Source organism: Streptomyces sp. ISL-10 (assembly GCF_018614575.1).
Lineage (GTDB): Bacteria > Actinomycetota > Actinomycetes > Streptomycetales > Streptomycetaceae > Streptomyces.
In genome coordinates this window covers 50,254-72,987 of sequence record NZ_JAGGOJ010000015.1, presented here as the reverse complement: position 1 = coordinate 72,987, position 22,734 = coordinate 50,254, and the positions used below count along the sequence as shown (strand labels likewise).

The window sequence follows — 22,734 nt, the reverse complement described above, 5'->3', positions numbered from 1 at the left end:
CTGGTCCTCGGCGTGACCTTCACGAGAACCGAACCCCCGATGGCGTGCGTCGTGATCTACGGAGCCGTCAGTCACCTACCCTACGAGGAGGGAGCGGCCGTGGAGCAGGCAAGGACAGCGCTCGCCGGGCGAATCGCCGAGCGGAGAAGGGGAATCGGTGACCCTCGCGCTCTGGTCGGTGAGATGCGGCGCTCGGTCCTACTTGTGCCGATGACCGGCGGAGGTCTCTGGTCGGCGCGGTCGGGCGGGGTTCGGTGGATCTGTGGGTTCACCGACGAGGCCGCCCTGGCCCAATTCGCCCTGCTGCACGCATCCGGTGATCAGCCCATGGAGTACGCGGCGCTGCTGGGCGCGCGCATCGTCGACGAGGTCGTGCCGTCGATGGGCGAGCCCGCCGGCCTCGCCGTCGACATCGCCGCGGAGGACGGGTCGATGTTCTTCCCGCCGGTCGTCGGCATCGTTCCGGACGGCGTCGCCGTCGACTCCGGTGAGGCGGAGGAGGGGCGCGGCCATGGGCGGTGACGGGGGCGACCTGCAATTCGACAAGGCGTCTGTCGCGAAGTTCACCAAGGGCGTGGGCGCGACCATCGACCAGCTCGGTGATCTCGGCGGCGCCACCGGTTCGGTGATGGGCAAGGGCTTCTCGGAGCTGTCGATGACCGGGATGGAAGCCGGGCACCACGGCCTCTCGGTCGACTTCGAGGACTTCTGCGAGCGCTGGGAGTGGGGTGTGCGCGCCCTGGTGAGCGACGCCAGCGCGATCGCGAACCGCCTCGGCCTGGCGGCGGGCACCCAGTGGGAGCACGACCAGTACGTCGAGGGTGCGCTGAAGGTGGGCGTCAACTCCGTGATGGGCGGCAACCCGCACGCCACCGAGGAGGAGATCACCCAGCAGGACTGGGGCGACGTGTTCACGCCTGACTACCTGAACCCGGACTGGAGCGACGAGTCGTGGGACCGGGCCGGTCAGGAGATGGAACAGACGTGGAAGGACACCGGCCGCACCGTCCTCACCGAAGGCCGGGGCGGCCGGCAGTCGGAGATGCTCAACGACGCGCTCGGCATATCCGACGACCAGTGGAACCAGGCGCTGGACGAGACCTTCGGCCCGTCGCCGGAGGAACGCGCCCAGCAGGCGCAGCAGCAGGGTGAGTCCGGGGGGAACTGACCATGGGTATCGGCGACTTCATCAGTGACATCACGCCCGACTCGGTCGAGAACGTGGTCGAGGACGGCGTCGAGTGGGCCGGCAACCGGGTCGAGGACGCCGGGAACTGGACCGCCGACCGGCTGGACGACGTCGGCTGGGAGTCCGGCGCGGACTGGGTGCGCGAGCAGTCCCGTTCGGTAGCCAACCGGATGGGCGCCGAGGTCGACGAGATGGACCTCGGGCAGACCGAGGACAAGACCAAGCTGATCTACGGCAGCCCGGACAAGATCCGCTCCACCGCAAAGCAACTCCGCGGCTTCCAGACTGCCTTCGACAACGCCGGCGAAGGCCTCAAGGGCCTCGACTCCTCCCGGCTCAAGGGCGAGGCGGCCGAGGCGCTGCGGACAGCGGTGCGCACCCAGCCGCCCAAGTGGTTCACCGGTGCCGACGCCTGTGAGAATGCGGCCGCCGCGCTTGAGGCGTTCGCCGGCACGGTCACCTGGGCACAGGGACGGGCACAGGCGGCGATCGACAAGTGGAAGGAAGGCACCAAAGCCTCCGCGGACGCCGCCGACGCCCACCGCAAGAAGATCGACGACTACAACAGCGCGGTCGAACGTTACAACGCCCAACCCGCCGACCAGCGCAACCCGTCCACGCTCCCGCCCTGCCCCGCGCCGACGTTCGCCGACCCCGGCAAGAAGCTGATGCAGGAGGCGCAGGACATCCTCGCCCATGCCCGCGAGCAGCGGAACACGGCCGCGGAAACCGCGCGCACCGCGGTGCGCGCCGCCCGCGACAAGGCCCCGGAGAAGCCGTCTTACGCCGAGCAGTTGCGCGACGGGCTCCAGGAAATGCAGATCATGGGGGACCACGTCGGCGGCGGCATCATCAAGGGCACCGCGGGGCTGGTGAACTTCGTCCGCGGCATCAACCCCCTCGACGCGTACAACATCACGCACCCGGCTGAGTACGCCACGTCCCTCAACAACCTGGCCGCCGGGCTGGTCCTCGCCGCCAACGACCCGGTCGGCACCGGCAAGCAGATGATCAACGACTTCATGAAGGATCCGTACGAGGGCTTCGGCCGTCTGCTGCCCGACGCCGCGCTGGCCGCGGCCACGGGCGGAGGCGGCGCGGCGGTGAAGGGTGTCCGCATCGTCGCCGACGCCGCGAAGGCCGCGCGATTGCGCAAGCTGATGGACAACGCCCCGGACGGCACCCACAACACCCCGGACGGCGACCGCAGCACAGACGGTACCGACCCCGTGGACCTCGCGTCGGGCCGGATGTTCCTGCCCCAGACCGACGTCGAACTGCCCGGCATCCTGCCGCTCGTCTTCACCCGCCGCACCGAGTCCGGCTGCGCGGTCGGCCGCTTCCTGGGTGCCGCCTGGACCTCCACCGTCGACGAGCGTCTGGAGATCGACGCCGTCGGCGTCGTCCACGTCACCGCCGAAGGGCTACTCGTCCCGTACCCGCACCCGGTCGCCGGCGCGCCCACCCTGCCGGAGTCGGGCAGGGCCCGCACCCTGCTGGCTCGCGACGGTGACGGCGACTACACGGTCACCGACCCCGACAGTGGCCTGACCTTCCACTTCACCGCCCCGTCCGGCAGCGAACCGGGGGGCGACGGCGACGCCTGGCTGACCCGCATCACCGAACGCAACGGCCACACCATCGCCGTCGACCGCGCCGAGGACGGCCTGCCGCTGGCGCTGGTCCACTCGGCGGGCCACCAGGTGAAGCTGTCCGTCGCCGACGGCCTGGTCACCGCCTTGTCCTTGGCCGGCGCGGGCGAGGACGGCGCGGACCTGCCCCTGATGAACTACGGCTACGAGGACGGCAACCTCACCGCCGTCACCAAGCCTTCCGGCGCGACCACCACCTTCGTCTACGACGACCGCCGCCGCGTCATCGCCTGGATCGACTCCAACGCAAGCCGCTACGACTACGTCTACGACGACCGCGACCGCGTCGTGGCGGAGGGCGGCGAGGCCGGACACATCCAGATCACCCTGAGCTACACCGAACCCGACCCCGAGACAGGCCATCGCACCACCACGCTCACCACCGCCGACGGGCACACGACCCGCCACCTGTTCGGCCCCGGCTGCCGTCCCCTGGCCGTCACCGACCCGCTCGGCCACACCACCCGCTTCACCTACGACCCCAGCGGCAAGCTGCTGACCCGTACCGACCCGCTGGGCCTCACCACCGCCTTCTCCTACGACGAGGATGGCCGGCTGACATCCGCCATCCGCCCCGACGGCAGCGAACTGCGCACCGTGCGCGGACCGTTCGGCCTGCCGGTGGAGGTCGTCGGGCCGGACGGCGCCCGCATGCTCCACGAGTACGACGAACTCGGCAACCGCACGGCGGTCACCGACCAGGCCGGCACCACCACGCGCTACACCTACGACCACGCCGGCCGGCTCACCTCGCTCACCGACGCCCTCGGGGCCACGACCCGCGTGGTGTGCGACGCGGCGGGCCTGCCCGTGGAGGTGACCGACCCGGGCGGCGCCGTGACCCGCACGGAGCGGGACCCCCTCGGCAGGCCGGTCCGCATCACCGATCCGGTGGGCGGTGTCACCCGCCTGGAGTGGCACGCCGACGGGCAGCTCGCCCGCCGCACCGGCCCCGACGGCGCCACGGAGTCGTGGACGTACGACGGCGAGGGCAACCTGCTCTCCCGCACCGACGCGTCCGGTGGGGTCACCCGCTTCGAGTACACGCACTTCGACCTGCCGGTCGCCCGCACCGGACCCGACGGCGCACGCTACGAGTTCGAGCACGACGCCGCGCTGCGCCTCACCCGCGTCACCAATCCGCACGGGCTGACCTGGACGTACACGTACGACGCCGCCGACAACATCGTCTCCGAGTCCGACTTCGACGGCCGCACCCTCACCTACCGTCTGGACGCCGCGGGCCGGCTGGCCGCCCGCGTCGACGCGCTCGGCGGGACCATCTCGTTCGAGCGCGACCGGCTCGGCCAGGCGGTCCGCAAGGAGGTCGACGGCCGGGCGACGACCTACGCCTACGACAGGGCCGGACGCCTGCTGGAGGCGGCCGGACCGGACGGGGACCTGCGCTACCAGTACGACCGTCGCGGACTCACCAAGACCGAACTGGTCGACGGCCGCCCCATCGTGTACGCGTACGACGTCCTGGGCCGCCGCACGCGCCGCACCACACCCACCGGCCATGTCACCTCCTACGCCTACGGCGCCGACGGGCAGGCCCAGCGCCTCACCACCGGCGGCCACCGCGTCGAGTTCACCCACGACGCCGCCGGACGCGAGCTGGCCCGCGTCTTCGGCGACGCGATCACGCTGACCTCCGCCTGGGACGAGGCCGGACGGCTCTCCGAGCAGCACATCACCGCCGCAGGGCGCGCCGTCAACAGCCGTGCCTACGCCTACCGTGCCGACGGCCACCTCATATCCGTCGCGGACCGGCTGTCGGGCACCCGCACCTTCGACCTCGACCGGGCGGGCCGGGTCACCGCCGTCCACGCCAAGAGCTGGACGGAGCGGTACGCCTACGACGCCGCGGGCAACCAGACCTCGGCGTCCTGGCCCTCCGGCCATCCCGGCGGCGAGGCCACCGGACCGCGCACCTACACCGGCACCACCGTCACCCGCGCCGGAGGCGTCCGTTTCGAGTACGACGCCCTCGGCCGGGTCACCCTGCGACAGAAGACCCGGCTCTCCCGCAAGCCGGACACCTGGCGCTACGCGTGGGACACGGAGAACCGCCTCACCTCCGTGACCACCCCCGACGGGACCCGCTGGCGGTACCGCTACGACCCGCTCGGCCGCCGCGTCGCGAAGCAGCGCCTGGCACCGGACGGCGAGCGCGTGGTCGAGGAGGTCCGGTTCACCTGGGACGGCCTGACCCTGTGCGAACAGACCAGCCACCAGCCGGACCAGCCGAACACGGTCACCCTCACCTGGGACCACCGCGGCGACGTTCCCCTGGCCCAGACCGAGCGCATCCTCACGGCCGACGACCGCCAGAAGGAGATCGACCGCCGGTTCTTCGCCATCGCCACGGACCTCATCGGCACTCCCACCGAACTGATCGACGAGGCCGGTGACATCGCGTGGCACTCCCGGTCCACCCTGTGGGGCACCACCGCCTGGGCCCGCGACAGCAGCACGTACACCCCTCTCCGTTTCCCCGGCCAGTACTACGACCCCGAGACCGGCCTCCACTACAACTGCTTCCGCCACTACGACCCGGAGACCGGCCGTTACACCTCCCCGGACCCTCTCGGCCTCGCTCCCGCCCCGAACCCCGTCGCGTACGTGGACAACCCGTACAGCGGGTGCGACCCGCTGGGCCTCATGCCCAAGTGCCCAAAGGAGGAGAAGGCCCAGAAGCGACTCAACAAGGTCGTGGACGGCGTCATCGAGAAGGCACAGAATGGCGGGTTCAAGAAGCACGACAAGTATCACGGGGACACGAGGCACGGGTTCAGCGACGAACGGGTCACGGAAATCCTGAAGAATCCGGATGCCGTCTACCAATCGACGGGCACGGGCAAAAGGCTCATGTTCCGGCAAGGCGAGGACATCGTCGTGGTCGATGGGCTTGGCAACACCCAAGGCCAAGCCCTCACGGCCTACGGCCCGTCGGGGATCAAGGGCGACTCCGGGGCGACAGCGCTCGGCGGGAAACCCACGGACCCCCACCCGCCTATCACCCACGAAGACATTGTGCAGGGCAGGATTCCTACCAAGGACGGATACATGGCTCCAGCAACGCAGATCAGATGAGGCAAGAATGACCATGAAGCTGACGCTAGATGGCGACTGGCGCGCGACGGTGACGGACGATCCGCTGCACATCACCCCCCGCTTCGGCACCTCTGTGGACGTCGTGCCCTACGCGGACGTGATGGAGCGTGAACGGTGGCTCGTGGACACCTTCGGCAGCCAGGAGTGGCTGTGGGACGCGCCTGACATCCTCCGGTTCGACAGGGCCGGCCGAGAGCTGGTCGGGGCAGAATTCCACTGGCCGGAAGAGTCCGCCTCCGCCAAGGAAGTCGCCCGCGTTCCCCTCACGCCCCCGGTACGCCCGGGCGGGCTCCGTGCCGATGAGGCCCGGGACTTCCGGCATGAGAGGTGCACGGTGCTGTGCCGCGCCCCCGGGGACGCCGTGCTGACCTGCCTGCGCGACCTCGACGTCCTCGACGAGCCACTGGACGCCCGCATCGGCATCGCCCCCGACATGGCGCTCCTCGTCCAGCACGGCACCGTCGTCGGCTGGAGCCTCACGGATCCCGCGCAGTACCTGACCACCCCGTACACCGACCCCGAGCCCGCCCCGCCCTGCCCCGCAACCCGCCGCCTGCTCACCGAATGCCTGGACCTGGTCACCACACCGGTGGTCGACGACCTGGTCGACGGTGAACCGGCCGCCCTGGCCCGCCTCCGGGCCGCCGACGAGGCCCTGCGCGATCAGCGTGAAGACCGGCACCGAGCCGACGCCTTGCTTCAGCTGATCGCCACCTACGTGGAGGACTACGGGAACTGGTGACCTGGGACGGCCATGAGGCGGCATTCACCATGAGACTCACCATCGACGGCGACTGGAACGCGACGGTGACGGGCGATCCACTGAGCCTCCTCCCGAGCTTCGATTTTCGGGACTTCCATGTTCGCATCGCGGAGTACGCGAACGTGGAGGAACGCGGGCGGTTCCTGCTGGACACCTTCGGCAGTGAGCCGTGGCTATGGGACGCCCCTGACGAGCTCCGGTTCGACAAGCGGAGTCTTGAACTGGTCGGCGCCGAGTTCCAGTTGCCCTCCTCGGTTGCCGATGCCGAGGACTCTGCCCGCGTTCCCGCTGCACCCCTCGTCCACCCGGGCGGTCTGCGTGCGGACGAGGTCCGGGACTTCCGCCTGGAGGTGACCACGGAGCTCTGCCGCGCTGCCGGGGACACCGTGCTGACCTGTCTACGCGACCTCGACGTCCTCGACGAGCCACTGGACGCCCGCATCGGCATCGCCCCCGACGTGGCACTCCTCGTCCAGCACGGCACCGTCGTCGGTTGGAGTCTCACCGACCCCGCCCGCTACCTGACCACCGGCTTCGCCGCCCCCGCCCCGGCTCCCCCCGCCCCGGCCACCCGCCACCTACTCACGAAATGCCTGGACCTGGTCACCACGCCGCTGCTCGACGAGGTGAGAGACCGGGACCCGGCCGCCCTGGCCATCTCCGGGCGCTCGACCACAAACTGCGGAACCAGCGCGAGGACCGCCACCGAGCCGACGCCCTGCTCGCCCTCATCGCCGACCTGGTCGAGGACTACGCGGACCGGCCGACCGAACAGAATCCGTGAGCCACCCGCCTGGCCCGCCCATCGACGACCTCCTCTTCGCCAGGGTTACATGACACCCCGCCGGCAGACTTCACGCAGACGAGCGCAAAGGGGAGCCTCGATAGAGCGGTCGCTCGTCCACGTCACCTCGCATGCCACGTGCCAGACCGGGCCGCCGCGCTCCCCACCAGGCCGCCGGATATCCATTCATGTGCCGGAATATTCCAGCCTCCGGTAAGGGCGGGCTTACTGGATGCGATCAAGCCTGCGGAGCGAGGATGGATATATCCGCCGCTGGTACACGCGGGGAAGGAGCCGCCCCATGAAAGGCGACACCGAGGTTCTCGAGTTTCTCAACGAGCAGCTGACCGCCGAATTGACCGCGATCAACCAGTACTTCCTGCACGCGAAGATGCAGGAGAACTTCGGCTGGACGAAGCTCGCCGCCCACACACGGCACGAGTCGTTCGACGAGATGAACCACGCCGAGGTACTGACCGACCGAATCCTGGTCCTGGACGGCCTGCCGAATTACCAGCGCCTTTTCCATGTCCGCATCGGGCAGGCGGTCAAGGAGATGCTGGAGGCGGACCGGGAGGTCGAAGTCGAGGCCATCGATCGCCTCAAGCGCGGCATCGAGGTCATGCGGGCCAAGGGCGACATCACGTCCGCCAATATCTTCGAGTCGATCCTCAAGGACGAGGAGAGTCACATCGACTATCTCGACACACAGCTGGCACTGCTCGACAAGCTCGGCGAGGCGCTGTACATCGCCCAGCTGATCGAGCAGCCGGAAAGCTGACTTCCGCCTCACTCCCGCCGTGTCGCGGTGCCATGGGGACATGCCCGAATTAGGCTGACTTAACTGAGGTTAGGCTGACCTAACGGACCGGGCCTGTGAACAGGAAGTGAGAGCGTGAACACAGCTCAGAGCAGAGGCCGCAGGAAGGGCGTCGCGAGACGCTCGAAGGCCACGGTCGCCAGCGGCCTCCTGGCGCTGAGTCTCGCGGCCTGCGGTGGTGGTGAGAGTACGGAAGGGCAGCCGGCGGCAGGCATCGGTCAGCAGACCTCCGACAGGAAGATCACCGTGTACAGCGGTCGGAGCGAGTCCCTCGTCAAACCCGTACTGGACAGCTTCCGCAAGGCGAGCGGCATCACCGTCGAGGTGCGCTACGGCGACACCGCCGCGATGGCTGCCCAACTGCAGGAGGAGGGCGACCGCAGCCCGGCCGACGTCTTCCTCGCCCAGGATGCCGGAGCTCTGGGGGCCGTGGCCAAGCGGGATCTGTTCACCGCGCTGCCCGACGAGGTGCTGGACAAGGTGCCGGACACCTATCGCGCGAAGGACGGTGAGTGGGTCGGGGTGACCGGCCGTGTGCGCACGATGGTCTACAACACGGATCAAGTCCCCGCGGCCGATCTCCCGAACTCGGTGTTCGAGGTGACCGACCCCCAGTGGAAGGGCAAGATCGGCATCGCACCGACCAACGGCTCGTTCCAGGCATTCATCACCGCCATGCGGGTGCAGCAGGGCGATCAGAAGACCAAGGACTTCCTCGCGGGGCTGAAGGCGAATGACGCGCAGATCCGAGAGGGAAACGCGCCCATCGTCGCCGATGTCAACGCGGGCAGGATCGCCGCGGGGTTGGTCAACCACTACTACGTGTACGAACTGGCCAAGGAGGAAGGCACCACCGTCGACGCCCTCAAGGCGAAGAACCACTTCTTCCCGGGCGGGAACATCGGCTCTCTGGTCAATGTCTCCGGAGTCGGCGTGGTGAAGAAGGCCGGCGACGACCCGGACGCACGCGCGTTCGTCGACTATCTGCTGGGCACCGAGGCGCAGACCTATTTCGCGGCGGAGACGTACGAGTATCCGCTGGTGGCCGGTGTCGACAGCGCGCCCGGCCTGCCCAAGCTGTCTTCCCTGAACGCACCTGACATCGACCTCAACGATCTGGACGATCTGAAGACCACGGTCGAAATGATCAAGAGTTCGGGGCTGGCCTGAGTACAACGCCCGCTCTCACGCTCCGCCGGGTCCGGCACCTCGTGCCGCGCCCGGCGCTGGCGGTTGCCGCGACGCTGGGGGTCGGCGTCTCCCTGATCCCGCTGGCCTACCTGGGCGTACGGGTCACCGACGCGGGCTGGGCCCGGATCGCGGAGGAGCTGTTCACGGCGCGAACCAGGGCGCTCGCCTCCCGGAGCGTGGCGCTCGCGGTGCTGGTCACCGGGGCATGCACGGTACTCGGCGTGGGGTCGGCGCTGCTCGTGACGCGCACCGACCTGCCTGCACGGCGGCTGTTCGGCGTGCTGGCCGCGCTGCCGCTCGCCGTGCCCAGTTATGTCGCCGGGTTCGCCTGGGTCTCCACCTTCACCGGTGTCGCGAGCTTCGAGGGCTTCTGGGCGGCCGCACTGGTGCTCACGCTCGTGTCGTATCCGTACGTCTACCTCCCGGTCGCGGCCGCGCTGCGCGGTGTCGACCCCGCGCAGGAAGAGGTGGCACGGTCGCTCGGGCGCGGCCCTTGGCGCACGTTCCTCGGTGTCACGCTGCGGCAGGTCAGGCCGGCGGTGGCGGCTGGCGCGCTGCTTGTCGCGCTCTATGTGCTCTCCGACTTCGGAGCCGTCTCCATCTTGCGCGTGGACGTCTTCACCCGGGCCGTCTTCACCTCGATCAACCTCGGCTTCGACCGGACCGGCGCGCTGGTGCTCGCGACCGTACTCGTGGCGCTCACCGCGCTCATCCTCCTGGCCGAGCAGCTGACCCGACGCCGCGGGGCCCGCTACGCCCGGCTCGGCGGCGGAGCGGGCCGACCACCGGTTCAACTGCGCCTCGGGGGCGCGCGGTGGCCGGCCGCGCTCGTGCTCACCGGCGTGGCGGCGCCGGCCCTCGGGGTTCCGGCGGCAAGCCTGGTGCGGTGGTTCGGCGAGGGCGTCTCCCGGCCCGGGTCGGTGGCCCAGATCGCCGCTGCGGCGGGCAACTCACTGTGGGTGTCCCTGACCGGCGCGACCCTCACCATGCTCCTCGCGTTGCCGCTCGGGCTGCTTGCGGCCCGGGTGCCCGGCCCGGTCGCCGTCGCCCTCGACCGCCTGGCCTATGTGTCCCACGCGCTGCCGGGCCTGGTCATCGGGCTGTCGCTGGTCTTCTTCGGGATCAACGTGGCATACCCGCTCTATCAGACCGTCTGGCTCCTCGCCCTGGCGTACGCCGCGCTCTTCCTGCCCCTCGCGGTCGCCGCCGTCAGCTCCGCCGCGGTCCAGGCCCCGCCGGAACTGGAGGAAGTGGCCCGCTCGCTCGGGCGCCGGCGTACATACGTACTGCGCACGGTGACCCTGCCGCTGGCCGCACCCGGGGTCGGCGCCGGGGCCGCGCTCGTCTTCCTCACCTGCATGAAGGAGCTGCCCGCCACGCTGCTGCTGCGCCCGACCGGGATGGACACGCTCGCCACCGAGCTGTGGACGCAGACATCCGTCTCCGCGTACGCGGCCGCCGCGCCCTACGCGGCGCTGCTGGTGCTCCTGGCCGCCGTGCCGACGTGGTGGCTCTCGGCGCGCACCGGCGTCCTCGCCCGGGGAGGCGGCTGACATGGCGGAGCTGCGCATCACCGGACTGCACAAGTCGTACGGACATGTGCGCGCCCTCAATGGGGTGGACCTCGTCGTCCGCTCGGGTTCGCTGATGGCGGTACTCGGTCCTTCCGGCTGCGGCAAGACCACGCTGCTGCGCTGCATCGCCGGATTCGAGCGTGTGGGGGCCGGGGAGATCCGGGTCGACGACCGCCGGGTCGCCGCACCCGGCGCAGAGGTACCGCCCGATCGGCGGCGGATCGCGGTCGTTCCGCAGGAAGGTGCGCTCTTCCCGCACCTTCCGGTCCGGGGAAACGTGGCCTACGGGCTCGACAGGGCGGCCCGGCGGGCCGGTCGCGTCGCCGCCGTGCTGGAGCTGGTGGGCCTTTCGGGCTTCGAGGACCGGATGCCGTACCACCTCTCCGGCGGCCAGCAGCAACGTGTCGCCGTCGCCCGGGCGTTGGCGCCGCGCCCGCCGGTCGTCCTGCTCGACGAGCCGTTCAGCGCGCTCGACGCCGCACTGCGTGCCGAAGTACGACACGACGTGCGCCAGGCCCTTCGCGCGGACGGCGCCACTGCCGTCCTCGTGACGCATGACCAGGCCGAGGCCCTGTCGATCGCGGACGAGGTCGCCGTCATGCGGGACGGCCGGATCGTCCAGAGCGGGCCACCGGACCTTGTCTACGGCTCACCGGCCGACCCGTGGGTGGCGGGATTCGTCGGCGAGGCGGTCTGGCTTCCCGCTGTGATGGACGGCGCCCTGGCCCGGACCCCGCTCGGCATGATTCCTGTCGTTCCGGCCGGCGAGATCCCGACCAGGAGCACGCATGTACTCCTGCGGCCCGAGCAGATCGAAGTCGCCCCACCCGGGACGTCGAGCACGGTCGCGGCCGCCGTCGTACGCCGTGACTTCCAGGGCCACGACGCCCTCTTGGCACTGCGTCTGGTCGACGGGACGTCGGTGACCGCCCGGATCTTCGACCCGACCGCGGTCCCTTACGCTCTCGGTGACGAGGTCGGCCTGCGCGTACGCGGCAGAGCCCGCACCTTCTGACCTTCCCTCGGCTGCCGCACCGGGTTCATCCCGTCCCGGCGGCCGTCCTGGACGCCGGTGACCCGGCCGCTTACATGGGGCCGACTTCACCTGCGGCGGCTCCTTCAACCCCGCCCAGCTGAGCGACGAGAACGTCGACAAGGCGGTGCGGAAAGCCAGTGGGTCGAGCCGGCGGCCGAAGGCCACCATTGAGCCATCAGTTCACGGTTATGGTCTCCGTGGCCTCGGTCAGTACCTGTCGGCCGTCCACGCTGGTCAAGACCAGCCGGGGCAGGTAGGGCCCTTCTCGGTCATAGGCATGCGTGGTGGTCGCTTCACCGGTCTCCTGCCGTGTGCCGTCGCCGAAGTACCAGTGGTAGCGGTATCCGGCGGGGGGCCATGCGCCGCCCACCGTCGCTGTCAGGCGCACCTCGCTGCCGACATGCGCGTCCTTGGGGGCGGCCAGCACCAACCGCGGCCCGCCGGGTGCGAGGTGGAACCACTGGCGCAGGCGCGGGTTGAGGAGAAAGGCGTCGGCATACCGCCGGGCTCCGGCGATGTCGGGATGGCCGACGGCCGCGGAGAGACACTGGACGGGGGTGGAGCTGAGCTCCGGGCAGGCCTTCTTGCGCAGCGGGTACATCGGGTCGGCGAACGGAGTGCCCCAGACCGTGGAGTGCGGGGCGAAGACGGCACTGTCCAGCGTGAACAGCCCGTCGGCCGCTACCGCGTACGGGCCGTCCGGTGAGGCATTGTTCGCCGCATCGGCCGCCTTGCGGTAGGCGTCGTTGGCCAGTTGGGTGTACTGCTCGTAGCGCGTGGTCGCCTCACCGAGCGCGCCCTTGCAGGCGATGAACCGAGCTCCCTCAAGTCCAGGTGCGGTGCAGTGCTTTACCGGTATGGGGGAGCTGGCACGGCTGAGGGCGTAGTAGAAGTCCGCCACGATGACCTTCGGCCGACCGGGCAGGGAATGTGCCTTCTCGATCGCTGCCCGCATGCCGCGGCCGCCGTATCCGACCTTGGCACCGCTGAAGTAGGGCACGTCCTTCGCCGGGTTCTCCGGTGCCGCGCCTATGCCGGAGCACTCGCGCCGGACCGCCTCCGGCAGGTTCTTCGAGCCGGGGGTGATGCCCACGGCGATACCGAAGAACGGGTCGAGGTCGTTGATGCATCCATTGATCACGACCAGGTCGAGACCGTATCCGCCCGCCCTCGCCTGCGCGCCAGCCTTCTCCAACTGGCAGAAGACATCCGGAACTTGCTGCGTGACCTCGCCGAACTCCATTTCACCGTCGCCGTCGGGGTCCTGCTTCTCCTGCTTCTGGAGGCATGCTGAGTCGTCGTTGCCCGCGGGAAGCTCGGGTGCGTCGAGCACCGCGCCGGAGATCGCGTAGTCCATGTGCTGATGGCCCCGCCCTGTCGCGCGCCCGAGCAGCTGGCCCGTCAGGTAGGGAAACTTCTGGTCATGCTCCAGGCCCTGCCCCCAGACGACCGAGTCCCCGACGGAAGCCACGCGCACCGGATCGCAGCCCCGCCTGATGGTGTCCCGCCAGACCTTGCCGTACGGACCGGGCTCCTCGCCGGCGGACGAGGGGAGCACGCGGGCGTCGAACCGCAAGCCCGTCTCCGCCGGCGGCACGCGATCGAACGGAATACTGAACCCGGCTCCGGACAGTGCCGCACCCATGACGATCTGCCCGCCGCCCAGCTGCTCCCCGCCGGCGCGCACCCGCCATTCGACCGTGGCCCGGGCCCTCGCCGCGGCAGGGTCGTACAGCTGCACACGACCTTGCACCGGTCCGCTGCAGACCGGATTGGGGGTGAGGTCCACATCGAGGATGATCGGGTACGCGGATGCGGCAGAGGCGTCCGTCCCGGCTGCGGCGGGGACTCCGGTGAGCAACTGGCCCAGGAGAGCCGCGGCCGCCGCCGGAAGGACGAGCCTGGCCGCGTGTATGAGGTGGGACAACTTCCCTCTGTGCAGAGCGGGACCCCTGCCGTTGCCCCTACACCGTCGTGCCACCCGCCGAGACCACCTGCTGTTCACGCCAATGCCCCTGTTTCTCCTGTGAACTGAGTTGCTGCGCAGTCAGCGGAACGCCGCACCAATGGGGATCATGGCGGGAGGAAGCGGGGACAAAACGCGAGGCGGAGACATTGCGGAGTGAGCCTGATCACTTACCGGCAGTCATCAAGAGAGGGAGGAGTGCGTCGGCCCAATCCCGCGCGGCGGCTCGGGGGCGGTGATGCCGTTTGCCGGACCAGCGGCCACCACCGCGTGACCAGGCGGACCTCGACGCCGCTCCCCGGCATACGGTCGGGACGGGGCGCGCCCGACTCCTAGGCATGAGTCGGAACGCAGAGGCCCCTCTATGCCGGGGACGCGAGGTCGGGGTGGGCCTGGAGCAGCCTGGGCGGAGCCGCCTGGCTCCACGAGTCGACGACGATCGCACGGAGCTCATCCGCGTCGTCCAGGGCCGCCAGACGCACCCGCACCCAGGCGAAGGACGCCTCGTGGTCCGCGACCCAGAACTTCTCGGGCTCGGCGAGGACCAGCTCGCCGCGCTCCTCCTTCGGGCAGCGGACGGCCATCGACGTCTCGTCGTCGGGCAGGGTGAGGAACATCTTCCCGGCGACCCGGAAGGTGGGCATGGACCAGGCCTCCTTCTCGGTCGTCTCCGGCAGGGCGAGGGCGAGTTCACGGACTTCGTCGGACGTGCACATGGCCCGACCGTACGACAGGCCACGGACATCGGGACTTCCGCGGATGCGCGGACCGCCCGGGCGTAGGCTTCGCTCAGCACGGACGCGGCGGGGGCGGAGCACATGACGGCTGGGACAGCACAAAGGTGGGGGTCGATCCTCGATTCGGTCGTGGTGTACGCACAGGGCGCGGTCTGCCGCCGCCTGGCCCGGGGCAGCGTGCCTCCGGACGGCCGGGTGCGGGTGGCGGGACTGCCCCGCTCGCTGGACCCGGGCTCACTGCGGGCCAGTGTCCTGGGCGCCCCCAGGGTGCGCGTCACCGAAGCCCGGGTGGAGGTCGAGGCCGAGCCGCTCGGCACCGGCACGCCCGACGAGTTGCAGCGCGAGGTCGAGCGGCTGCGCGACGAGTACGCGGCAGCGCAGGGTCGCCGGGACCGGCAGCTGGGCCTGATCGAGGAGGTCAGGGCTCTGCACCCGGTCCCGCCGGCCCGCAGGCGTGAGGACCCGCACCGCCGCACCCCGGTCGACGCGTGGCTGGCGCTCGCCGACTTCGTCGACGAGCGGCTGACGGGACTGCACACCGGCCTCGTCGAGCTGGAGGAGGCGCTGCGCCGCGTGGAACACGAGCTCACCGTCGCCGCGGACAGGGTCGCCCGTGCCTCCACCGACGCACCGTCAGCGCACGTGGAGTCCACGGTGTCCGCGGTCCTGACCCTCGACGGCGCCGGTGACGCGGAGGTGGAGCTGCAGTACGGGGTGCCGGGCGCCGTCTGGGTGCCGACCTACCGTCTCACCCACCGTCAGGGCGACGGCACCGGCCGTCTGATGCTGCGCGCCTCGGTCGCCCAGCGCACCGGTGAGGACTGGACCGGCGTGAGCATCGCCCTGGCCACCGCCGACTTGCGCCGCCGCACCAACCTGCCGAGGCTCCGCTCGATCCGGATCGGACGCCGTCAGCCCGCCCCCGCGCCTTCTGGCTGGCGCGAGCCCCCGGCGGGTCTCGCCGACCTGTTCGCCGGGTACGACGCGGCAGCCCCTCGCCCTGCCTCGTCCGCCGCACCCGCGGCTGCCGGGACACACTCCGTGGCCGTCGCGGACGGCTCCACGCCCGGCCCCATTCCGCCACCGCCGACACCGCCGCCACCGCCGCCACCGCAGGCCTACGGCCCGCCGCCCGCTGCGCTCCCGATGCCCGGCGGCGCAGACGGCGCCTCCCCGGAGGTCTTCCGCAGCGGGACTCCCGACCTGACGCGGCCGGTACGGTCGCGGCCCGGCGGCATGCCGCGTACCGGCGGCAGGTCCTTCGCCGCTCCCGCCGCCATGGCACCTGCGGCTCCGGGCCGGGCCGCGCCGCCACCGCCTCCGGCACCGGCGGCCGGTCCGCCGCAGCCCAGCGGCGCCGAGCTCGACTACGCCGCCCTCGTCCTGTGCGGCCCCGACGAGCAGGACGGTCACAGAGGCCGGCTGTTTCCCGACTCTCCCTTCGACGCGGTGGCGGCCGAGTACCGCCGCCGCGCCGAAGCAGTGGCCGCGCTTCCGTTGCCCGGGCACGCCGTGCGGCCCCGCGAGTCGGCGGGTTCCTTCGACCACCGCTTCGATGCCACCGCGCGCGCCGACATTCCGTCGGACGGCAACTGGCACACCGTCACAGTCGACGAGATCCCGGTGGTTCTACGCACCGAGTACCTCTGCGTACCGTCCGTGGAGCAGACCGTGTACGCGACGTTGGTGCTCTCCAACGCCACCGACCAGGCTCTGCCGGCCGGCCCGGTGGAGGTCACCGTCGACGACGACTTCCTGCTGACCGCCGCACTGCCCACGCTCGCCCCGGGCGGTGTCCGCCGGGTGGGGCTCGGGCCGGCCGAGGGCATCCGGGTCACCCGCCGTACGAAACTGCACGAGTCGACCTCGGGCCTGCGCAACAACACCACTGTGCTCGACCACCGCGTCCACGTGGAGCTGGCCAACCGGCTCGCGAGACCCGTCACCGTCGAGGTCCGCGAGCGGGTGCCGGTCACCTCCGAACCGGACGTCCGGATCGAGGAACGGGCCGACTGGACGGCGCCCGAGGACGGCGCGGAGCCCGAGCAGCATGCCCCGGGCACCCGCGTCTGGCGGGTGGACCTGGCCGCCGGCGGCACCGCCGCCCTCGACGGCGGCTACGAGATCCGCATCCCGGCCGGCAAGGCCCTGGTCGGCGGCAACCGCAGGAGCTGACACACGCCATGTCCACGGCCCCGAAGCCGTTTCCTCTCCCCGTCACCGCCGTCACCTGCCTGGAGGATCGAGCCCACATCGAGCGCGCCGTCGTGCTCGACCTGGAGGCCGGGGTCCAGCGGCTGCGTCTCGGACCGGTCAGTGCACTGGCCGTCGACCGCACCCTCCATGCCGAGCTGACCGCCGGTCACCCCGCGACCGTGCTCGACATGCGGATCGTCCGCAGCTGGACGCCGCGCGGGCCTCTGCCGTCCACCGACGACGACTCCGTCCTGCGCCACCGCGTGCACACCCTCGAAGAGGAGCGGCTCGCCCTGGGGCAGCGACGCGATCGGCTGCATGCCCGCCTTGACCTGCTCGCCCGCCTCGCCGCCGATCTGCTGCGGGAGATCGGCGAAGGCGCCGGCTCCGGGGAGAGCGAGGGGCCCCGCTGGACCCGCGAACTGGACCGTCTGGACGACGAGCGCGACTCGTACGGCGAGCAACTGCGCACCGTGGAGGCCCGGCTGACCGCCCTTGCTGTCGAGATCGGGGAGGCCCAGCGGGCCATGGACCTCGCCGAGGGGGAGCCCGCCGAGCTGGTCGGCCATATCGAGCTGACCGTGGAGGCCGCGGTCGCCGGGCCGGTCGGGCTGCGCCTGAGCCACCTCACCCCGTGTGCGCTGTGGCGGCCCGCCTACCGGGCCGCGCTCGACGGGGACCGCCTGACGCTGGAGACCGACGCGATGGTATGGCAACGCACCGGCGAGGACTGGTCGGACGTACGGCTGACGTTGTCGACGGCCCGGTCGGCGCTGGCCACCGATACACCGCGGCTGAGCGAGGACCGGCTGACGCTCAAGGACCGCTCCCCCGCGGAGCGCCGCACGGTCGACGTCGAGCTGCGCGAGGAGGAGATCGGCGACCTCGGCCCGGCCCCGGTACTCGGCCTGCCGGGGGTGGACGACCGCGGCGAGGCGCGGGTGCTGAACTCCCCTCGCCCGGTCTCCGTGCCCGGGGACGGCCGCGCCCACCGGGTGCCGCTCTCCGCCTTCACCACGGCCGCGAACGGCGAGTACGCCTGCTCACCCGAGTTGTCTGCGCTGGTCACCCACGTGGTGCGGTTCGACAACCTGTCCGGCCATGCACTGCTCGCCGGGCCCGTGGACCTGGTCCGCGGCAGCGGATTCAGTGGCCGCGGCACGCTGGACTTCACTGGCCCCGGCGTCCCCGCCCAGCTCGCCTTCGGCAGCTGCGACGACTACCGGGTGGTCCGGCATGCCGAGGAGTCGCGCGACTCCACCGGAATCACCCAGCGGACGGTGGTCACCCGCACGGTCCGGCTGCACCTGTCCCGGTTCTCCGCTCCTGGGGAGCACGGTGAACGGGTGGTCGTCCTCCGGGAGCGGATCCCGGTCTCCGAGGTCTCGGCGGTGGAGGTACGCCTGCGCAAGGAAGCCTGCTCCCCGGCGCCCGACATGCTCGACGCCGAAGGCATCGCCCGCTGGGATGTCACCCTCCCGCCCGGCGGCCGCCGCACGGTCACTCTGGTCTACGAAGTGTCGGCGAGCGCCAAAGTCGGCGGGCTTTGAGCTCTATGGTCCGCTGCACGCCCGCTGCCGGAGGCCCGATCCCTGACTCCCTCCGCAGCCGGTGGCCGTCTCGGAGCACCTCGCGCATCAGCTGCCACTCGGACGTGTTCGACACCCTCGTCCGCGCTCAGCCAAGCCCGGTACGGGGGAGCACGCCGAGGCGATCGGCGACAAAGCACTTCGGCCGGTTCCCATGTCGACCGCCCAACCAGTCGGCCGCCGTCCACTCCAAGTACGACCTGCACGGGCACCGACGAGGTCCCACCCACCCCAGGCTGGGGGTGGGGCGATCGTTGCGGCAGGTTGGCCCATGTGGACGATGCGCCTTCACGACCCCTTCCGTGCCCGTCGTCGGCCCGGTCCGCGGGTCAGCGGCTTCCGTACCGCATCTCTCGAGGGCTCAGTCCAAAGCGCTGCCGGAACGCGGTGCTGAGCGCGCTCGCGGAGGAGAAGCCGGACGCGTATGCCAGATCGTTGATCGTCATGTGCGCGAACTCTGCGCACCGCAGCCGGTCCCGCACCAGCCGGAGCCGCTCTTCCCGGATCAGCTCCCGGGGAGTGGTCCCTACGTGTTGCAGCGCCAGCTGCACCTGCCGCAGCGACCACCCCAGAGCCCGTGCCATCGCCGCGCCAGTCAGCTCCGGATCGGCCGCGTGCTCGCGTACATAGCGGCGCACCATCGCTTCCACCTGGGCCAGATGACCGGACGCATCCGGGCGGTCGTCACCCACCACGAGCATGCACAGCAGCTCGACAACACGGTCGGACACGGCGTTGAACTGGGCGTCAGTGAGGTTGTCGCGCTCCTCGTAGAGGTCGGTGAGCACAGAACCCACGACGCGGCCCAGGCCCCGGCTCAGATCGAGTCCGGTCGCCAGTGGCGATTCCCGGTTCATCGGTCCATTCACCTCATGGGCGGGGATCGTGAGGATGAATGCGTGCGTCGCTGCGTTCTGAAGGCACTGGAATGGGGCGCCGAAGGTGACCAGGGCGCCGGTCCCCGGCGTCAGCCGTGCCTCCTGGTCATCCTGACGCAGCAGGATCTGTCCACCGAGCGGAAGTAAAAGCCGGTAGTTCTCGTCCGGGTCCTGCCGGACCTGACGTGAGGTCCGGCTGTATTCGATCTCGTCCGACCAGAACCTGACGAGTTGATAGGTGTCCGTGTGCTGGCGAACCGTCTCGCCTCGGAAGTTGTCCTGGCGCGCATATCGGTAGCCCATCCGGGACTGATACGACCCTATGTGCTCACGCCAGAATTCGGCGCGCTCACGCTGTGCCACGTCCCCGGTCGACAACGACTCGATGCTGTACGTTCCCGCGGGCACCGGAAACCCCCTCCACTGCCGGCCGCTCATTGACCCATTAATGAGTGAATTCTCAACAAACCTGCGAGTAACGGTAGTTACGGGCGCGGAGTGTAGTACAAGCCTCTCGCTTCCACCGATTGCGTGAATCCCACAGCCATTTCCGGCCCCGAGGCGCTTCGCCTGTCAGCAATTTCCTTGCGTGCGCGGGCAAGCACGCGTCGTGATGCTCGTCTACCGTCGGCCGCCCCGTTCGTCTCACGCCTGCCTCAAGCACCCATGACACGGGAGGCGGTGTTCTGGTGCCTGGCCGTCGGCCTGCTCGCCGTCACCGTCGCAGAAGCTGGCGGACGGCCTGCGGGCCCACCGACGAAGAGGTACGGCATCTGGTCGCAGTCCGGCTGCCTGGCTGGAGGAATCCCACATCCGTCCACGCCGCATCCGTCCACCCGGACACCGGGCTGCGCTACGGACGGCTGACCGGCACCGACTTCGCAGAAAGTCTCGACTGCGTGGTGGAGCGGTACGCCGACGCGGTCGAGAACGCTCAGACCCGGGTCGATCATGCGGCGAAGGCCGCCCTGAAGGCGTCAATGCGCCCGATCCAGGCCCTGGCGAACAAGCAGCAGGTGTCCATTTCCGAGATGCAGGATCGGCACGACCACCCCGACGTCCTGCGGGACCTGCTGGAGATCGACCGCGCGAACGCCCAGTCGGCCGCCGGGCACAGGCCATCGCCTTATGTGCGGCTCCTATGGGGGTGTACGTGCTGCCCGGTCCCGTCCCCGCATTGCGGGGACGGGTGGATGTGACCCGTGACCGCCCTGTCGTGGAGGGCAGTCGTGAGCATGAGCCGTATCGAACCGAGTAAATAGGCTCGGTCGTTTACGGCCGAGCAGTTGACGAGAGGCGTACGGGCAGAGCGCGGTGTCCGTTGGAGATGAACGAGTCCACGGGACGCAACTCCTCCGCCGGCACCGCGAGGGTGAGGCCGGGGAACCGTTCGAAGAGAGCCGGCAGCGCGATACGGGCCTCCATCCGGCCGAGCGGAGCGCCAAGGCAGTAGTGCACGCCGTAGCCGAAGGCCAGGTGCTCTTTGTCGGTCCGGGTGACGTCGAAGCAGTCGGCGTCCTTCCCGTACCGCTCGGGACTGCGTCCTGCCGCGGCGTAAGCCGCCATGATCGCCTCGCCCTTGCGGATGACCGTCCCGTCCAGTGCGATGTCCTCCACTGCGTACCGCAGCGGCAAGCTGGCGACCGGCGCGTCCGATCGCAGTGTCTCTTCGATCACGTCGTCCCACGAGGCTCGGCCGGACCGTACGTGCGCGAGCTGATCCGGGTGGGTGAGCAGTGCGTGGACGGCGTTGTCGAGGAGATTTACCGTGGTCTCATGGCCTGCGCTGATCATGAGCAGCAGGGTGTCGAGCAGTTCCTGCTCGCTCAGCCGGGTGCCGCCCTCGTCGTCGCGAGCGGTGATGAGAGCGCTCGTCAAGTCGTCGTCGGGCGACTGCCGTTTTGCGGCGACGAGATCGCCAAGGACGTCATAGAGCCGGGCGTAGGTGGCGGTGACCTCCTCCGGGTCGGCGGAGGTGTGGAAGATGCTGTCGACGATGGACCGCAGTTCCTCCCGCTTCTCCCCGGGCAGGCCGAGCAGCTCGCTGATCACCTGGATCGGCAGGGGATAGGCGAACTCCTCCCGCAGATCCACCTCCTGACCGTGCTGCCCGGCCCGGGCGACACGGTCCAGCAGATCGATGGTGATCTCCTCGATGCGTGGCCGCAGTGCGGCGGTCCTGCGAGCGGTGAACGCCTTGGCGACCAGCGTCCGCAGCCGCTTGTGCTCTCCGCCGTACGCGGTGAACATGTTCTGCACCGCGACCCACGTGAACAGCGGCCATTCCGGGGAGATCTCCCCGTTGATCCAGGCGGGCCAGTGCCGGCGAGGATCCTTTGACACTCGCGGATCGGTGAGCAGTTCCTTCAGCAGATCGGGACTGCTGACCGCCCAAGCCTCGACCCCGCCCGGGAGTTCGACGCGCGCCACCGGTCCCAGCCCGCGTAAGCGGCTGGCCTCTGCGTGGATGTCACGGCCGGTCGGGTCTATCACCAAGGGGATCCGGTCTTCCATCAGTGCCTCCCTGACATTCGGACTCCGATACGACACAGCACGGTACGGCGCAGTAGGGGTTCGGAACGAGACCGCTCCAGGCACTGCGTGCGAGGGCAACTTCCCTGCGCGTGGGCGTAAGTCGCGGTGCCTGTTCCGTCCTATGGTCACGACACCCGATCGGGAGGAGCCGGTGATCACCATGACGATGAGCAGAGCCCAGCAGTGGGTACAGCCCTACGGCTTGGACGTACGGACCCTGCCCGCGGGACGGTGGTGGGACGCCGTACGTGTTCCGCTCAGCCTGGGAATCCGCGCCCTCGACCGCCTCGGAGGCGATACCGGACCCGTCATCAAGGACGGGCACGGCAGCATCCTCTACTGGCTGGTCAAGCCCGGCGCCGCCGACCACTGGCAGCTGCCGGAGGTCCGGGTGCTCGGGCCCGGCTGTCACGTGGCGGTTCCACCCCAGCACCGTATGGATGGCCCCGGGCTCCACTGGTGCATCCCGCTGACCAGCGAGCGGTACTGGACAAGCCTGGGGCGCCTGCACTCCGCACTCCAGGCAGCGCCGACCGAAATCTCCGGGCGGCGCACCCTGGCGCGCGTCTGCTGCCGCTGCGAGCGCAACACCGAGGCGCCGGTCCTCGTACGCATCATCGAGCCCCGCCCCTACCCTGCCCGAGCGGTGTACGCCTGCCCCGACTGCGTGCCCCACTGTCCCGCAGGACCTGGACGGTTGGACTAGC

General features: G+C 70.3%; 17 protein-coding genes. 13 read left to right on the top strand and 4 right to left on the bottom strand.

Annotated elements, in window-relative coordinates; genetic code table 11:
* Positions 1–99 precede the first annotated feature (99 nt).
* The 9 genes from J7E88_RS19220 to J7E88_RS19180 all read left to right on the top strand — a co-directional run bounded on the left by J7E88_RS19220 (position 100) and on the right by J7E88_RS19180 (position 12,105).
* On the top strand, positions 100–522 hold the full coding sequence (locus tag J7E88_RS19220; protein ID WP_215182681.1) for a hypothetical protein: 423 nt from the start codon (positions 100–102) through the stop codon (positions 520–522).
* Entirely contained in the window at positions 512–1,168 is a 657-nt protein-coding gene (locus tag J7E88_RS19215; RefSeq protein ID WP_215182679.1) for a hypothetical protein, read from the top strand. Before J7E88_RS19220 ends, J7E88_RS19215 begins: the two co-directional genes overlap by 11 nt.
* 2 nt (positions 1,169–1,170) lie before the next feature.
* Positions 1,171–5,937 carry a putative T7SS-secreted protein gene (locus tag J7E88_RS19210; RefSeq protein ID WP_215182677.1) on the top strand — a complete coding sequence of 1,589 codons (4,767 nt, stop codon included), beginning with the start codon at positions 1,171–1,173 and terminating at the stop codon, positions 5,935–5,937.
* 7 nt (positions 5,938–5,944) lie between these two features.
* Positions 5,945–6,700 carry a hypothetical protein gene (locus tag J7E88_RS19205; protein WP_251022874.1) on the top strand — a complete coding sequence of 252 codons (756 nt, stop codon included), beginning with the start codon at positions 5,945–5,947 and terminating at the stop codon, positions 6,698–6,700.
* A 29-nt stretch (positions 6,701–6,729) separates the two neighbouring features.
* Entirely contained in the window at positions 6,730–7,722 is a 993-nt protein-coding gene (locus J7E88_RS19200) for a hypothetical protein (RefSeq protein ID WP_251022873.1), read from the top strand.
* Positions 7,723–7,806: 84 nt separating this feature from the next.
* Complete coding sequence (gene bfr, locus J7E88_RS19195) at positions 7,807–8,286, top strand: bacterioferritin (protein ID WP_215182675.1); 480 nt, start codon at positions 7,807–7,809, stop codon at positions 8,284–8,286.
* A gap of 114 nt (positions 8,287–8,400) precedes the next feature.
* Entirely contained in the window at positions 8,401–9,495 is a 1,095-nt protein-coding gene (locus J7E88_RS19190) for an iron ABC transporter substrate-binding protein (protein ID WP_215182673.1), read from the top strand.
* A gap of 41 nt (positions 9,496–9,536) precedes the next feature.
* Positions 9,537–11,069 carry an iron ABC transporter permease gene (locus J7E88_RS19185; protein ID WP_308307545.1) on the top strand — a complete coding sequence of 511 codons (1,533 nt, stop codon included), beginning with the start codon at positions 9,537–9,539 and terminating at the stop codon, positions 11,067–11,069.
* A gap of 1 nt (position 11,070) precedes the next feature.
* The gene (locus J7E88_RS19180; RefSeq protein ID WP_215182671.1) at positions 11,071–12,105 is read left to right on the top strand and encodes an ABC transporter ATP-binding protein; all 1,035 of its coding nucleotides are present in this window, start codon (positions 11,071–11,073) and stop codon (positions 12,103–12,105) included.
* Between the two features lie 196 nt (positions 12,106–12,301).
* Here J7E88_RS19180 and J7E88_RS19175 read toward each other — a convergent pair whose 3' ends face one another.
* Positions 12,302–14,053 (bottom strand): PKD domain-containing protein, encoded by a 1,752-nt coding sequence (locus tag J7E88_RS19175; protein WP_215182669.1) that lies wholly within the window; start codon positions 14,051–14,053, stop codon positions 12,302–12,304.
* Positions 14,054–14,454: 401 nt separating this feature from the next.
* Positions 14,455–14,808: an MmcQ/YjbR family DNA-binding protein gene (locus tag J7E88_RS19170; RefSeq protein ID WP_215182667.1), complete on the bottom strand. Its 354-nt coding sequence runs from the start codon at positions 14,806–14,808 to the stop codon at positions 14,455–14,457.
* A gap of 102 nt (positions 14,809–14,910) precedes the next feature.
* Here J7E88_RS19170 and J7E88_RS19165 point away from each other — a divergent pair, with 102 nt between their 5' ends.
* Entirely contained in the window at positions 14,911–17,004 is a 2,094-nt protein-coding gene (locus J7E88_RS19165) for a DUF4139 domain-containing protein (RefSeq protein ID WP_215182665.1), read from the top strand.
* 8 nt (positions 17,005–17,012) lie between these two features.
* A complete protein-coding gene (locus J7E88_RS19160) occupies positions 17,013–18,575 on the top strand; it encodes a DUF4139 domain-containing protein (RefSeq protein WP_215182663.1) in 1,563 nt (520 codons plus the stop codon).
* Positions 18,576–18,943: 368 nt separating this feature from the next.
* Here J7E88_RS19160 and J7E88_RS19155 read toward each other — a convergent pair whose 3' ends face one another.
* Positions 18,944–19,900 (bottom strand): AraC family transcriptional regulator, encoded by a 957-nt coding sequence (locus J7E88_RS19155; protein ID WP_308307544.1) that lies wholly within the window; start codon positions 19,898–19,900, stop codon positions 18,944–18,946.
* Positions 19,901–20,181: 281 nt separating this feature from the next.
* Between J7E88_RS19155 and J7E88_RS36005 the strand changes: the two genes are divergently transcribed.
* A complete protein-coding gene (locus J7E88_RS36005) occupies positions 20,182–20,691 on the top strand; it encodes a hypothetical protein (RefSeq protein ID WP_308307543.1) in 510 nt (169 codons plus the stop codon).
* Between the two features lie 73 nt (positions 20,692–20,764).
* On the opposite strand, the gene J7E88_RS19145 is transcribed toward J7E88_RS36005, so the two are convergent.
* Positions 20,765–22,006 (bottom strand): cytochrome P450, encoded by a 1,242-nt coding sequence (locus tag J7E88_RS19145; protein ID WP_215182659.1) that lies wholly within the window; start codon positions 22,004–22,006, stop codon positions 20,765–20,767.
* Positions 22,007–22,187: 181 nt separating this feature from the next.
* On the opposite strand from J7E88_RS19145, the gene J7E88_RS19140 reads away from it, so the two are divergent.
* Positions 22,188–22,733, top strand: a complete 546-nt coding sequence (locus J7E88_RS19140) for a hypothetical protein (protein ID WP_251022872.1) — start codon at positions 22,188–22,190, stop codon at positions 22,731–22,733.
* The last annotated feature ends 1 nt before the right edge of the window (position 22,734 follow it).

What these genes read in the sequence shown, in the direction of transcription:
- J7E88_RS19215 (WP_215182679.1), top strand. Translation starts at nt 512, where the DNA reads ATGGGCGGTGACGGGGGCGACCTGCAATTCGACAAGGCGTCTGTCGCG.
- J7E88_RS19210 (WP_215182677.1), top strand. Translation starts at nt 1,171, where the DNA reads ATGGGTATCGGCGACTTCATCAGTGACATCACGCCCGACTCGGTCGAG.
- J7E88_RS19205 (WP_251022874.1), top strand. Translation starts at nt 5,945, where the DNA reads ATGACCATGAAGCTGACGCTAGATGGCGACTGGCGCGCGACGGTGACG.
- J7E88_RS19200 (WP_251022873.1), top strand. Translation starts at nt 6,730, where the DNA reads ATGAGACTCACCATCGACGGCGACTGGAACGCGACGGTGACGGGCGAT.
- bfr (WP_215182675.1), top strand. Translation starts at nt 7,807, where the DNA reads ATGAAAGGCGACACCGAGGTTCTCGAGTTTCTCAACGAGCAGCTGACC.
- J7E88_RS19180 (WP_215182671.1), top strand. Translation starts at nt 11,071, where the DNA reads ATGGCGGAGCTGCGCATCACCGGACTGCACAAGTCGTACGGACATGTG.
- J7E88_RS19170 (WP_215182667.1), bottom strand. Translation starts at nt 14,808, where the DNA reads ATGTGCACGTCCGACGAAGTCCGTGAACTCGCCCTCGCCCTGCCGGAG.
- J7E88_RS19165 (WP_215182665.1), top strand. Translation starts at nt 14,911, where the DNA reads ATGACGGCTGGGACAGCACAAAGGTGGGGGTCGATCCTCGATTCGGTC.
- J7E88_RS19160 (WP_215182663.1), top strand. Translation starts at nt 17,013, where the DNA reads ATGTCCACGGCCCCGAAGCCGTTTCCTCTCCCCGTCACCGCCGTCACC.
- J7E88_RS19145 (WP_215182659.1), bottom strand. Translation starts at nt 22,006, where the DNA reads ATGGAAGACCGGATCCCCTTGGTGATAGACCCGACCGGCCGTGACATC.
- J7E88_RS19140 (WP_251022872.1), top strand. Translation starts at nt 22,188, where the DNA reads ATGACGATGAGCAGAGCCCAGCAGTGGGTACAGCCCTACGGCTTGGAC.